Annotated in this window: 13 protein-coding genes and 2 riboswitches; of the genes, 1 reads left to right on the forward strand and 12 read right to left on the reverse strand. The window is 63.6% G+C overall.

Translation table 11 applies throughout. The annotated features are described in order from the left end of the window. Positions 1–16: 16 nt before the first annotated feature. The 12 genes from gcvPB to IM701_RS08555 all read right to left on the reverse strand — a co-directional run bounded on the left by gcvPB (position 17) and on the right by IM701_RS08555 (position 10697). Positions 17–1570, reverse strand: coding sequence for an aminomethyl-transferring glycine dehydrogenase subunit GcvPB (gene gcvPB, locus IM701_RS08500; RefSeq protein ID WP_039332100.1), 1554 nt, complete (start codon positions 1568–1570; stop codon positions 17–19). Beyond that, positions 1567–2925: an aminomethyl-transferring glycine dehydrogenase subunit GcvPA gene (gcvPA, locus tag IM701_RS08505; protein WP_039332098.1), complete on the reverse strand. Its 1359-nt coding sequence runs from the start codon at positions 2923–2925 to the stop codon at positions 1567–1569. The genes gcvPB and gcvPA overlap by 4 nt, the downstream gene beginning before the upstream one ends. A 4-nt stretch (positions 2926–2929) precedes the next feature. After that, complete coding sequence (gene gcvH / locus IM701_RS08510) at positions 2930–3301, reverse strand: glycine cleavage system protein GcvH (RefSeq protein WP_039332096.1); 372 nt, start codon at positions 3299–3301, stop codon at positions 2930–2932. Next, complete coding sequence (gcvT, locus tag IM701_RS08515; protein WP_082013284.1) at positions 3301–4437, reverse strand: glycine cleavage system aminomethyltransferase GcvT; 1137 nt, start codon at positions 4435–4437, stop codon at positions 3301–3303. The genes gcvH and gcvT overlap by 1 nt, the downstream gene beginning before the upstream one ends. A gap of 75 nt (positions 4438–4512) precedes the next feature. After that, a riboswitch (glycine riboswitch) is annotated at positions 4513–4638 on the reverse strand. Then, positions 4639–4739: riboswitch (glycine riboswitch) on the reverse strand. Between the two features lie 53 nt (positions 4740–4792). After that, entirely contained in the window at positions 4793–5470 is a 678-nt protein-coding gene (locus IM701_RS08520) for an NAD(P)H-binding protein (protein ID WP_193826672.1), read from the reverse strand. Next, entirely contained in the window at positions 5463–6662 is a 1200-nt protein-coding gene (locus tag IM701_RS08525; RefSeq protein WP_230487627.1) for a deoxyguanosinetriphosphate triphosphohydrolase, read from the reverse strand. Before IM701_RS08525 ends, IM701_RS08520 begins: the two co-directional genes overlap by 8 nt. Next, on the reverse strand, positions 6643–7332 hold the full coding sequence (locus IM701_RS08530; RefSeq protein WP_193826674.1) for an aspartate/glutamate racemase family protein: 690 nt from the start codon (positions 7330–7332) through the stop codon (positions 6643–6645). The genes IM701_RS08525 and IM701_RS08530 overlap by 20 nt, the downstream gene beginning before the upstream one ends. A 79-nt stretch (positions 7333–7411) precedes the next feature. After that, positions 7412–7732 carry a hypothetical protein gene (locus tag IM701_RS08535; protein ID WP_062346751.1) on the reverse strand — a complete coding sequence of 107 codons (321 nt, stop codon included), beginning with the start codon at positions 7730–7732 and terminating at the stop codon, positions 7412–7414. After that, positions 7732–9144 carry an NAD(P)(+) transhydrogenase (Re/Si-specific) subunit beta gene (locus IM701_RS08540; RefSeq protein ID WP_193826675.1) on the reverse strand — a complete coding sequence of 471 codons (1413 nt, stop codon included), beginning with the start codon at positions 9142–9144 and terminating at the stop codon, positions 7732–7734. Before IM701_RS08540 ends, IM701_RS08535 begins: the two co-directional genes overlap by 1 nt. Next, positions 9144–9428, reverse strand: a complete 285-nt coding sequence (locus IM701_RS08545) for an NAD(P) transhydrogenase subunit alpha (protein ID WP_011445494.1) — start codon at positions 9426–9428, stop codon at positions 9144–9146. Before IM701_RS08545 ends, IM701_RS08540 begins: the two co-directional genes overlap by 1 nt. A gap of 11 nt (positions 9429–9439) precedes the next feature. Continuing rightward, positions 9440–10555 (reverse strand): NAD(P) transhydrogenase subunit alpha, encoded by a 1116-nt coding sequence (locus IM701_RS08550; protein WP_193826676.1) that lies wholly within the window; start codon positions 10553–10555, stop codon positions 9440–9442. Positions 10556–10574: 19 nt separating this feature from the next. Then, positions 10575–10697, reverse strand: a complete 123-nt coding sequence (locus IM701_RS08555; protein WP_082013273.1) for an aa3-type cytochrome c oxidase subunit IV — start codon at positions 10695–10697, stop codon at positions 10575–10577. A gap of 168 nt (positions 10698–10865) precedes the next feature. On the opposite strand from IM701_RS08555, the gene IM701_RS08560 reads away from it, so the two are divergent. After that, entirely contained in the window at positions 10866–12284 is a 1419-nt protein-coding gene (locus IM701_RS08560) for a sigma-54 dependent transcriptional regulator (protein ID WP_193826677.1), read from the forward strand. Positions 12285–12301: the final 17 nt, after the last annotated feature.

Here is a 12301-nt window from a genome sequence, read left to right on the forward strand (position 1 = left end):
GGCCCTTTTCGTATCCTCAGTCCTTGTAGACCAGCTTGGGCTTTCGCGCTGCAAGTGTCTCGTCGAGACGACGCCGCGGAGCCAAATGCGGCGCGGACTTCAGCAGCTCATCCCCTGCCTTGGCCCGCTGTGCCAAGGATCGCATCGCGCCAATGAACTGGTCAAGCCCAGCCTTGCTTTCGGTCTCGGTCGGCTCCACGAGCATGGCTCCGTGGACGACCAGCGGGAAGTAGACCGTCATCGGGTGATAGCCCTCGTCGATCAGACCCTTGGCGAGATCGTTGGTCGAGAAGCCTTCAGCAAAGCCATCGTCCGAAAACAGCGCTTCATGCATGCATGGTCCGGCGCCACCGAAGGGCGCATCAAGCACGTCATCAAGGCTGCGCAGAACGTAATTGGCGTTTAGCACCGCATCACCCGAGACCTGCCGCAAGCCATCCGCGCCGTGGCTGAGAATGTAGGCAAGGGCGCGGGTGTACATGCCCATCTGGCCATGGAATGCGCACATCCGGCCGAATGCTTGCGGGTGCTCCTGATGCGCCTGCTCTTCCTCGATGAGCTTGATCGAACCATCGGCCTGCCTCGCGGTAAATGGCAGCGGACCAAATGGCGAAAGCGCTTCGGACAGAACCACCGGCCCCGAACCCGGACCGCCACCACCGTGCGGGGTGGAGAAGGTCTTGTGCAGGTTGATGTGCATGGCGTCGACGCCAAGATCACCGGGACGCACGCGCCCGACGATGGCGTTGAAGTTCGCCCCATCACAATAGACGTAGCCGCCAGCGGCGTGAACCGCGTCGGCAATGATCTTCAGGTCACGCTCGAACAACCCGCAGGTGTTGGGGTTGGTGATCATCACGCCCGCCACATCGGGACCAAGCCGCGCGGTCAGCGCGGCGGTATCGACACGGCCATCCGGAGTGGCCGGGATGTTTTCGACCTTGAACCCGGCGAAGGCCGCCGTTGCGGGATTGGTGCCGTGCGCGCTTTCCGGCACAAGGATGACATCACGCGGATCGCCCTTGGCTTCCAGCGCGGCACGGATGCAGAGCAGCCCGCAGAGTTCGCCGTGAGCCCCGGCCTTGGGCGTCATTGCGACGCCATGCATGCCTGTCAGCTCGATCAGCCAATGCGCCAGTTCGTTGATAACGCCGAGCGCGCCCTGCACTGTTTGGACTGGCTGCAGCGGGTGCACGTCGGCAAAGCCGGGCATGCGCGCCACCTTCTCGTCCAGTCGCGGATTGTGCTTCATCGTGCACGAGCCGAGCGGGAAAAGACCAAGATCGATCGCATAGTTCTGGCGCGAGAGGCGCGTATAATGACGCACCGTTTCCGGCTCCGACAGCCCCGGCAGATCGGGACGTTCGGCACGGGCCATTGGCCCCAATGCCGAGAGATCGATCCCGTCTGTTGCTGGAAAGTCCACGCCCGAGCGATCGGCATTGCCGAGTTCGAACAGGAGCGCTTCCTCCAGCTGCAGCGCGCGGTTGCCGGTGAAGGTCTGGATACCGTTGTCGGGCGCATTCTCGCCCATCGAGGGACGCCATCCGGTGGGGTTGATCGCGTTCATGCCAGCACCTCCTTCAGCGCCGCGACCAGCGCAGCGATGTCTTCATCCGTCGTGCATTCGGTGGCGGCCACGACCATGCCGTTAGCGAGGCTCTCTTCCTGCGGGTAGAGCCGGCCGAGCGAGATGCCGCCAAGTACCTGGCGGTCAGCAAGTTCGCGCACGATCTGGCGCGCATCGCGCGGCAGGGTCACGGTGAATTCATTGAAGTAGTGTCTGTTCACCACCTCCACGCCCGGGACTTCGGCCAGCGCAGCGGCGGTCTTGCGTGCGGCAAGGTGGCTCAACTTCGCCATGTCTGACAGGCCCGAACCGCCCAGCAGGGTCATGTGGATCGAGAAAGCCAACGCGCACAGACCGGAGTTTGTGCAGATGTTGCTGGTCGCCTTCTCGCGGCGAATGTGCTGTTCGCGCGTAGACAGCGTAAGCACGAACCCGCGCTTGCCATCGGCATCGACCGTCTCGCCACAGAGACGGCCTGGGATCTGGCGCAGATACTTTTCGCGGCATCCGAACAGGCCAAGGTAGGGGCCGCCAAATTGCAGGCCGACCCCGAGCGACTGACCCTCGCCCACGACAATGTCCGCGCCCAGGCTACCCGGGCTCTGCAGCACGCCAAGCGCAACCGGTTCGGTCACAACGGCGATCAGCAGCGCGCCTGCGCCTTGCGCGGCGGCTGCAATCTTTGCCAGATCAGGTATGCGGCCCAGAATATCCGGGTACTGCACAACGACGCATGACGTTTCGACATCGATCTTTGCAATCAGTGCATCATCGTCCGGATCCGTCGCAAGATCGGGAACGGTGGTGTCGAGAACGTCACCCGTGAACTTCGCCATCGTGCGCGCGGTTTCGACGTAGTGGGGATGAAGCCCGCCCGAGAGGATCGCTTTGCCGCGCTTTGTGATGCGCCCAGCCATCGCGATCGCTTCCCAGCACGCGGTAGAGCCGTCGTATAGCGAGGCGTTGGCTACGTCCGTGCCGAAGAGCCGTGCGACCTGGGTTTGGAATTCGAACAGGACTTGCAGCGTGCCCTGCGCGATTTCCGGCTGATAGGGCGTGTACGCGGTCAGGAACTCGCCGCGCTGGATCATGTGATCGACGGTGGCCGGCACATGGTGGCGATAGGCACCGGCACCGAGGAAGAATGGCACAGATCCGGCGGTCGTATTGTCTGCCGAAAGTCGCGCCATGTGACGCTCGACCGTCATTTCGCTGGCGTGGTTCGGCAGGCCCGCAATGGGCGCAGAGAGACGCGCTTCGGCAGGCACGTCGGCGAATAGTTCGTCGATCGAGCCGGCACCGATGACCGAAAGCATCGCGCTCCGGTCGGCGTCGGTCAGGGGAAGATAGCGCATAGGATCAAAGCTCCGCGACGTAGGCCTGGTAGGAGGCCTCGTCCATCAGGCCATCGAGTTCGGCGGCTTCGGAAAGGGTCATCTTCCATAGCCAGCCTTCACCTTCGGGGTCGGAGTTGACCAGCTCCGGCTGTTCTTCGAGGGCGGCATTGGCAACCGTGACGGTGCCCGAAACCGGGGCATAGACGTCCGACGCTGCCTTGACGCTGTCGACAACAGAGGCGCTGTCGCCCTTGCCCACCTCACTGCCTGCACCGGGCAGTTCCACGAAGGTGATGTCGCCCAGCTGGCTCTGGGCATAGTCGGTGATCCCGACCGTTGCTTCATCGCCTTCAACCGCGATCCATTCGTGGTCCTTGGTGAAATAGCGGGTCATCAGGCGGCTCCTTTGCGATGGTAGCGATGGGGAACGAAAGGCATGGGCACGACGCTGGCAGCAAGCTTGCGGCCACGAACGTCGATGGAAAGCGGAGTGCCGGCAGCGGCAAGATCGACCGGCAAATAAGCCATGGCGATGGGACGCTCGAGGCTGGGCGAGAAACCGCCGGAGGTGACAGTGCCAACTTCGGTTTCGCCCGAAAGCACCTTGGCGCCCTCACGCGCGGCCATGCGGCCGTCGATGGCGAGGCCCACACGGCGGTTGGCAGCACCAGTGGCGATGCGCGGCAGCACCCTGTCCGCACCGATGAAACCACCTTCGATGCGGCGGCGCTTGTTGATCCCGAACAGCAGGTCGGCGCTGACCGGATCCACCGTCTCGGTCATGTCGTGGCCGTAGAGCGGCAGCCCGGCCTCAAGCCGCAGACTGTCGCGTGCGCCAAGGCCGATCGGTTTTACTTGCGGTTGACCGCAAATCAGATCGGCAAGTTCAGCGGCGCTTTCGGCCGGGACCGCGATCTCGAATCCATCCTCGCCGGTATAGCCCGAGCGGCTGATCCATGCGTCGACGCCGCCAAGCTTGAACTGCCCGCCACGCATGAAAGTGAGCGCCGAGAGTGCGTATTCGCCAGTAACCAGCCGTTCCAGCGCTTCGAACGCCTTCGGCCCCTGCAAGGCAAACAGCGCGCTGTCCTCAAGGTGGTTCAGGGTTACGGCATCGGGCAAGTGCTCGCGCAGGTGGCCAATGTCGTCCCACTTGGTCGCGCCGTTGACGACGAGGTAGAAGCCGGTGCCCCAGCGCGTGACCATCAGGTCGTCGAGAATCCCGCCATCCTCGTTGAGCAGGAGCGAGTAGCGCACGCCGCCCACAGGCAGCGTTGAAAGGTCGATCGGCAGGACTGCTTCCAGCGCCGCCTCAGCACCCTCACCCGAAACATAAAGCTGCCCCATGTGCGAAACATCGAAGAACCCGGCGCTCGTCCGCGTCCAGAGGTGTTCGGCGATGATCCCTTCGAACTGGACCGGCATCCAGTAGCCCGCGAAATCGACCATCCGTCCACCGCGCGCACGGTGCCACGCATCAAGCGGCAAGGTCAGCGGGCCGACAGGTACGTCAGGGTCGATATCGGAAATATCGCCAGAGTTATTGCCAGAGGTATTGTATGTGTCGCTCACAAATATCAGTCCCGTGCAGTTCAGACGCCATGCGGCGCCCCCTCTGTCACGGAAACCTGAGAGCTTTCCCCCGCCCGCCTCTCCAGACGGGTTTGGATGGGGTTACCCCTTCGGCGGCCCTTCCCTTTGCGGGAAGCGGCACTTTCCAGAGTGTCGCTATCGACCAACGCGGTCCATTTGCCTGAGAGATTCCGGGGCGGTTGCTCCTTCGGCGTCTCTCGACCCTGAACGAATCGAGAGAGCTCTCCCGCGCGATCAGCGACGCTTCCTCATCGTTGCAGTGCAGCAGGAAGTCAACTGGAGTGAGACCAGCTTATCCCCTGGGCAGGATGCGCTGCATCTCGTCGTGCTGGTGCACCACACGCCCATGCTGCTTCGTGCCAGCCAACTTCAGGATCACTTTCGCCACGTCGCTGGCCTTGGCGGAACGATATTTGCGCAAACTGCCGAGCATCAGAAGGTCTGTCAGCGGGCTGAGGATCATGCCGATCCTTTCGGCGGGCCTGGGTGAACCATCGCGCTTGCCGCGCAAAAGTCCGGGCCGGATTACGTCGAGCCGATCGAAGTGCAGCTTCGCCAGCTTGTCTTCGACCTCGCCCTTTACAGAAAGGTAGAAGTTCTTCGACGAGAACTGCGCCCCCACCGGGGACACGACGATAAGTTGGCGCGCCCCTGCGGCCTTGGCTGCTGCCGCGCATTCCAGGACAAGGTCATGGTCCACGGCGCGAAAGGCCTGGCGGCTTCCGCCCACGGCATCGATCGTGGTGCCCAGCGCAATGACCACGGTATGCGGGCGTCCCGCCGCTATGGCATCAGGCCAATGGCTGGTATCAGACAGCAGCATTTCCATGCGCGCGCCGGGCGGCAGCGGAACCTCGCGACGCGCAACGGCGACCAGATGGATGTCGGGACGACCGACCGCCTCGACCATGACCGCACGACCGATCAGCCCAGTCGCGCCGACGAGAACCACGCGGGTCTGCTCAGACATTGCGCAAGCCCTCCGGCGCCTGACCGAACAGTCGCGCATAGCTGTCGATCGCGTAGCGGTCGGTCATGCCCGAAATGAAGTCGGCGATGTGCCGCGTCCGTGCCGGTTCCGCATCGGGAAGCGAGGCGCGCCAGCTTTCGGGCATCTGCACAGGGTCCTCGGCATAGGCCCGGAACAGCGCCGCGATCACGCCGCGTGCGCGATCTGCCGTCTGGCACTGCTCCTCGTGCAGGTAGAGCCGGTCATACATGAACTGCTTGAGTGCCCGCTCTTCCTCGCCCATCGCAGGCGAGAACGTGGCCAGCGCAAGCCCAGCCGCGCGCACGTCCTCGACGCTAACGACCCCCGTTTCCGCGATGTTGGCCCGAGCCGTGGTGATGACATCATTGACCATCCGGCCGATCTGTCCACGCACAAGTTCACGCAACAGGCGGTCCTGCGGTGCACCGGGAAACCGACGCTCGATCGCGCGCCACTGCTCTGCCAGCGATGGCAGTTCGAGCAATTGATCGAGACACAGGAACCCCGCCCTGAGGCCATCATCAATGTCGTGATTGTCATAGGCGATATCGTCCGAAATCGCCGCGACCTGCGCCTCGAGCGAGGCGAAGGAAGACAGTTCCAGAGAGAATGCCCTGTCCAGTTCCTCCAGAGCCCAGGTCGGCTTCAGGATCGGCCCGTTGTGCTTTGCCAGGCCCTCCAGCGTTTCCCAGGAAAGGTTCAAGCCTTCGTGCCCGCAATAAGGGCTCTCCAGCCGCATCAATACGCGCAGAGTGTTGGCGTTGTGGTCGAAGCCGCCTGCCCCGGCCATTGCCTCTTCCAGAGCATCCTCTCCGGCATGGCCGAACGGCGGATGACCAATGTCGTGCGCAAGGCAGAGCGCTTCGGTCAGGTCTTCGTCCAGCCCCAGCGCGCGGGCGATCACCCGGCCGATCTGTGCCACCTCAAGGCTATGCGTCAGCCGCACACGGTAATGATCGCCATCCGGCGCGATGAAGACCTGCGTCTTGTGGCGCAGCCGGCGGAACGCGATCGAATGGATGATGCGGTCGCGATCGCGCTGGAACGCGCTGCGCGGCCCGCGCGAGGCCTTGTCGTCCAGCCCGAACTCCCGCCCGCGCGTGCGCGCAGGGTCGCTGGCATAAGAAGCGCGGCCCTCGATCACGCTGCGCTCAACCGAGAATCCAGTCAACTGCGGCCTGCGCGTGGATGCGCGTACCATCGAAGATCGGCAGCACGTTCGCGTCCACGTCGATAACCATGTCCAGTTCGGTGCAGGCCAGCACTGCGCCCTTTGCACCACGCTGGCCCATGTTGGTCAGCATGGTCTTGAACGTCCGCTCGGCCGAGCGCGAGGCCTTGCCCAGCATCAACTCGTCATAGATGATCTTGTCCATCGCTTCGACTTCCTCGACGACGGGTGGCAGCAGGCTCACGCCATGAGCGACGAGGCGCTTGCGATAGAAGCTCTCCATCACGACGTTGCGCGTGCCGATCAGCGTGGCATTCGTTACGCCCGTTTCCTTCATCTTCGCGCCGACAGCATCCGCAATATGGATCACCGGGATCGACACTGCGTCGACCACCTTGTCATAGACCTTGTGCATCGAATTGGCCCCGATCAGCAGCGCGGTGGCCCCCGCCTGCTCCAGCCTGCGGGCGCTGTCGGTCAGCACTTCAGCGGCATGGTCCCACTGCTCCGGCGTCGAAAGGCGGATAAGGTTGGTGAAATCGAGGCTTTCGATCAGCAGCGGCGCGCTGGCCGTCTTCGAGGTGCGCGCCTGCACCAGCTGGTTGATGTCTTCGTAATAAGTGCGGGTCGAAACCCAGCTCATGCCGCCGATAAGGCCGATTTTGCGCAAAACGATAACTCCCCGGGCTTGAATGACAGGCCCCTGTTTGCACCGGCCTTACGAAAGGCGGCGCGGGAGGTCCAGACCGCTAACGCTTCCTCTCTGGCGCCAGACCGCTTGCACAGAGCGCTGCGGCGCTTGTCGTGACACCAAGCAGTTCGGCATCGCCAAGGCGCTTCACCGTGGCGACATAATCGGCCAACCCGCGTTTAGGTGCCTGAAGCGACTGCAACCGCTGCAACTGGCCGATGCTCAGGCGGTCGGTCATGCGCTCCGCCATGCACGAAGCGTTGGAATCGGAAAGGCCCGCATCGACGAGCGCCGAGCGGACCTTTCCATAAGCCAGCTTTGATGGCGAGCAGGCTGCCAGCGTCAAGGCCGTGGCGATGACAGCGGCAGCCTTGCGCATCAGTGCTGCAGCGCCTTGACGATATCCTCGACCATCTTCTTTGCGTCAGCCAAGAGCATCATGGTCTGGTCCATGTAGAACACGTCGTTGTCGACGCCGGCATAGCCCACGCCGCCCATCGAGCGCTTGACGAAGAAGATCGTCTTGGCCTTGTCGACGTCGAACACCGGCATGCCGTAGATCGGCGAGGACTTGTCGGTCTTGGCCGCCGGGTTGACCACGTCGTTGGCGCCGATGATGAAGGCCACGTCCGCCTGCGCGAACTCGCTGTTGATGTCTTCCAGCTCGAACACTTCATCATACGGCACGTTGGCTTCGGCCAGCAGCACGTTCATGTGCCCGGGCATGCGGCCCGCCACAGGGTGGATGGCGTACTTGACGTTGACGCCTTCCTTCTTGAGCACGTCGCCCATCTCGCGCAGCGCGTGCTGCGCCTGGGATACGGCCATGCCGTAGCCCGGGATGATGATGACGTTCTCGGCTTCCCTCATCATGTAGGCCGCATCCTCGGCAGACCCGCGCTTCCACGGGCGCTGCTCGCGGGCAGCGCCACCAGCGGCAGTGGCCTCGGCGCCAAACCCGCCCGCGATAACCGCAAGGAACCCGCGGTTCATCGCCTTGCACATGATGTACGAAAGGATCGCGCCCGAGGAACCGACCAGCGCGCCGGTCACGATCATCGCGGTGTTGTGCAGCGTGAAGCCCATCGCCGCAGCCGCCCAGCCCGAGTACGAGTTGAGCATCGAGACCACGACCGGCATGTCCGCGCCGCCGATCGGGATGATCAGCAGGAAGCCGATGATGAAGCTGAGAACCGTGATCGTCGCGATCACCCAGGACGACTGGTTCTGCGTGAAGTAGGCCACAAGGCCGATGATCGCCACCAGCGTGCCGAGGTTCAGCACGTGGCGTCCCGGCAGCAGGATCGGCGATCCGCTCATCTTGCCCGCAAGCTTGAGGAACGCGATGACCGAGCCCGAGAACGTGATCGCACCGATCGCAATGCCAAGGCCTAGCTCGATGCGGCTGACGGGGTTGATCTGGCCGTCAGGCAGCATGATCCCGAAGGCATCGGGATTGAGGTAGGCGGCAAGGCCCACCAGCACGGCGGCAAGGCCGACCAGCGAGTGGAACGCGGCGACCAGCTGCGGCATGTCGGTCATCGCGATCTTGCGGGCGATGACGAAGCCGATGCCGCCACCGATGGCCAGCGCCACGATGATTTCCGGCAAGCTGGCGATCTCGTGTGTCAGCAGCGTGGTGGCGACCGCGATGGTCATGCCGATCATGCCATAGCGGTTGCCCGCACGGCTCGTCGCCGGGCTGGAAAGCCCGCGCAGCGCGAGGATGAAGAGGACGCCCGAGACCAGATAGGCCAGCGCCACCCAAGGAGAGACAGCGACGTGTTCCATCACTTCTTCTCCTTCTTCTTGTACATCGCCAGCATGCGCGCCGTCACGGCGAACCCGCCGAAGATGTTGACCGAAGCCAGCACCACGGCGCCCAGCCCCAGCCACTTGGCCGATGGGCTACCTGCAGCCGCCGAAGCGACCAGCGCGCCCACCACGATGACCGACGAAATCGCGTTGGTCACCGCCATCAGCGGCGTATGCAAAGCCGGCGTGACCGACCAGACTACGTAGTACCCGACAAAGCAGGCGAGCACGAAAATGCTCAGGATCGATATGAAGTCCATGGCTTTCCCCCTCAGCCGAGCAGTCGTTCGTTCACAACCTTGCCGCCCTGCGTCAGGCGGATGGCGTTGCCGATTTCCTCGTCCAGAACAGGCTTGCCCTGCTCCTTGTCCCAGAAGGCCGAGAGGAAGTTGTAGAGATTGCGCGCGAACAGCGCCGAGGCATCCGCCGGCAGGTGCGCCGGCGTGTTCGAATAGCCGACGATCTTGACGCCGTGCTTTTCGACGACTTGATCGGGCACCGAACCTTCGACGTTACCGCCCTGCGCCACGGCAAGGTCGAAGATCACCGAGCCCGGCTTCATCGTCGCAATCTGCGCATCCGAGATCAGGCGCGGCGCGGCACGGCCCGGGATCAGCGCAGTCGTGATGACGATGTCCTGCTTGGCGATGTGCGCGCTGACCAGCTCGGCCTGCGCCTTCTGGTATTCCTCGCTCATTTCCGTGGCATAGCCGCCGGCGCCCTCGCCTTCGATACCGGCGACGCTTTCCACGAAGATCGGCTTGGCGCCGAGCGACTGGATCTGCTCCTTGGTGGCAGAGCGCACGTCGGTCGCCGAGACCTGCGCACCGAGGCGGCGCGCCGTGGCAATCGCCTGAAGACCGGCAACGCCGACGCCCATGACGAAGCACTTGGCAGCCGAGACCGTGCCTGCCGCCGTCATCATCATCGGGAACGCGCGGCCATAGAGGTTCGCTGCGACCAGCACTGCCTTGTACCCGGCAAGGTTCGACTGCGAAGACAGAATGTCCATGGACTGCGCACGCGTGATGCGCGGCATGAACTCCATCGCCAGCGCTTCGTATCCGGCAGCGGCATAGGCATCCACTCGTGCCCGCTTGCCGAAGGGATCAAGCCCGGCGACGATCCATGCGCCGGGCTTTGCGCCTGCCAGCTGCTCAGGCTCCGGTCCCTGCACGCCAAGCACGATGTCCGCGCCCTGCACCGCATTGTCCGCAACCTCGGCCCCGGCGGCGCGGTAATCATCGTCCGAGATCGAAGCGGTAATCCCCGCCCCGATCTCGACGGCCACTGTGGCCCCGAGGGCAATGAACTTCTTCACGGTCTCGGGCGATGCCGAAACCCTGCTCTCCCCTGTCGCGCGTTCCCGAAGGACGGCGATCTTCATTGCCCCCGCCACGGCGCTCTTACTGGATCACCAGGATGACCACGAAAACCAGCGCGCAGATCGCCGGCGTGGCCCACTTCACCATGTTCACGAAACCTTCGTACGTCGACTTTGCAGCCTTGATGTCGTTTGCCGGAGCCATTTTCTTCCCCAAAAACCATGCGCCACTGGGGCGCGACGTGCATGCTCTAGCGATGGCCGCCCCTGCGCTCAAGTGCGGAGCAGTCTCATCGCGCTTAATCGGCTCTTTACCCTATCGGCCTAGAGCAATGCTCCTGACGTATTTGCGGGGGAGTCAAAAGACTAGGTCATGCAGGAGCCCGAACAGCGCCTTCTCATGCTCATCGACGATGAACCCGCCCAGTGCCGCCTGATTTCGGCGCTGGCTTCGCGGGAGGGCTGGCGCACGGTCATCGCCCGCGACTCGGAAAGCGCGATCGCCACGCTGGGCACCCGCCAGGGTATGCAACTCGGCGCGATCATTCTGGATCAATGGGTTCCGGGCGACGATGCCTGCGCACTCATCGCCGAATTGAAGGCACGCCGTCCCGCACTTCCGATCCTGATGCTGACTACCAGCAACTCGCCCCTGCTCGCTGTGGAGGCAATGCGCGCAGGCGCCACCGATTACCTGATCAAGCCGGTCGCGCCGGAACGCCTGCTCCAGGCCCTGCGCAGCGCGACTTCGCGCGAGACCGACGCCAGTGAACTGCAACCCCTGACCGAGAAATTCGGCGCCGCGCTCGACTTCGATTCGATGATCGGTGCAACCCCGGCCTTCCGCGCGGCGCTGGCCGTGGCGGCAAAGGCCGCGCGCACCCATGGCAGCGTGTTGATCGAAGGCGAAAGCGGCACAGGCAAGGAAATGCTGGTCCGCGCCATGCACGCCGCCAGCCCGCGCAGCCGGGCCGCACTCAAGACCATCAACGTCGGCGGCATGCCTGCCAATCAGGTTGAATCCGCGTTGTTCGGACACGAGAAAGGCGCTTTCGCCGGAGCATTCGAACGTCACGTCGGATTGCTCCAGCACGCCGATGGCGGCACCCTTGTCATCGACGAGGTCGATCGCCTGCCGGATTACGTGCAGGAGCGAATGATCCGCTTTCTCGAACGGGGTGACGTCCAGCCCATCGGAGCTCGGCATTCATTCCGCGTCGATGTTCGAGTGATCGCCTGCGCCAATGCTGGCCTGCGGGACCTTGTCGAGACCCGCGACTTCCGCGCCGAACTCCATGCCTTGCTGAGCCAGACACAGGTCCTGCTGCCCGCCTTGCGCGAGCGCTCCGCCGATATTCCGGCCCTTGCAAGGCATTTCCTGACCCGCATCGGCGAACAGCCAGGGCTCAGGCCGCTCGGCATTACTGATGGAGCGTTGGCACTTCTGTCGGCATATGATTGGCCTGGAAATGTCCGCCAGTTGCAGGCCACCCTGTTCCGCGCCGCCGTATTCTGCGATGGCGAGGCGCTAACGGCACAAGACTTCCCCAGCCTTTCGAACCTGATCGGGGAATCCAGCCGCCGCGCACCGAATGTTACCGATGGCGCCGGCATCACCCTGTTCGCACCCGATGGCAACCTGCGACCTCTCGAAGACATCGAGGCCGACGTCATCCGGCTGGCAATCGGCCACTATCGCGGTCGCATGACCGAAGTTGCCCGCCGCCTTGGTATCGGCCGCTCCACTCTTTACCGCAAGCTTTCGGAACTTGGCATCGACAACGCGGCCTGACCCGCGCTAGCTTCCCG

The sequence above is a fragment of the Novosphingobium sp. ES2-1 genome, assembly GCF_015169775.1.
In the GTDB taxonomy this organism is placed as follows: Bacteria; Pseudomonadota; Alphaproteobacteria; order Sphingomonadales; family Sphingomonadaceae; genus Novosphingobium; species Novosphingobium subterraneum.

Bases quoted from the DNA above. Each gene is read 5' to 3' on its own strand.
- gcvPB (WP_039332100.1), bottom strand. From the start codon at position 1,570: ATGAACGCGATCAACCCCACCGGATGGCGTCCCTCGATGGGCGAGAAT.
- gcvPA (WP_039332098.1), bottom strand. From the start codon at position 2,925: ATGCGCTATCTTCCCCTGACCGACGCCGACCGGAGCGCGATGCTTTCG.
- gcvH (WP_039332096.1), bottom strand. From the start codon at position 3,301: ATGACCCGCTATTTCACCAAGGACCACGAATGGATCGCGGTTGAAGGC.
- IM701_RS08520 (WP_193826672.1), bottom strand. From the start codon at position 5,470: ATGTCTGAGCAGACCCGCGTGGTTCTCGTCGGCGCGACTGGGCTGATC.
- IM701_RS08535 (WP_062346751.1), bottom strand. From the start codon at position 7,732: ATGCGCAAGGCTGCCGCTGTCATCGCCACGGCCTTGACGCTGGCAGCC.
- IM701_RS08540 (WP_193826675.1), bottom strand. From the start codon at position 9,144: ATGGAACACGTCGCTGTCTCTCCTTGGGTGGCGCTGGCCTATCTGGTC.
- IM701_RS08545 (WP_011445494.1), bottom strand. From the start codon at position 9,428: ATGGACTTCATATCGATCCTGAGCATTTTCGTGCTCGCCTGCTTTGTC.
- IM701_RS08550 (WP_193826676.1), bottom strand. From the start codon at position 10,555: ATGAAGATCGCCGTCCTTCGGGAACGCGCGACAGGGGAGAGCAGGGTT.
- IM701_RS08555 (WP_082013273.1), bottom strand. From the start codon at position 10,697: ATGGCTCCGGCAAACGACATCAAGGCTGCAAAGTCGACGTACGAAGGT.
- IM701_RS08560 (WP_193826677.1), top strand. From the start codon at position 10,866: ATGCAGGAGCCCGAACAGCGCCTTCTCATGCTCATCGACGATGAACCC.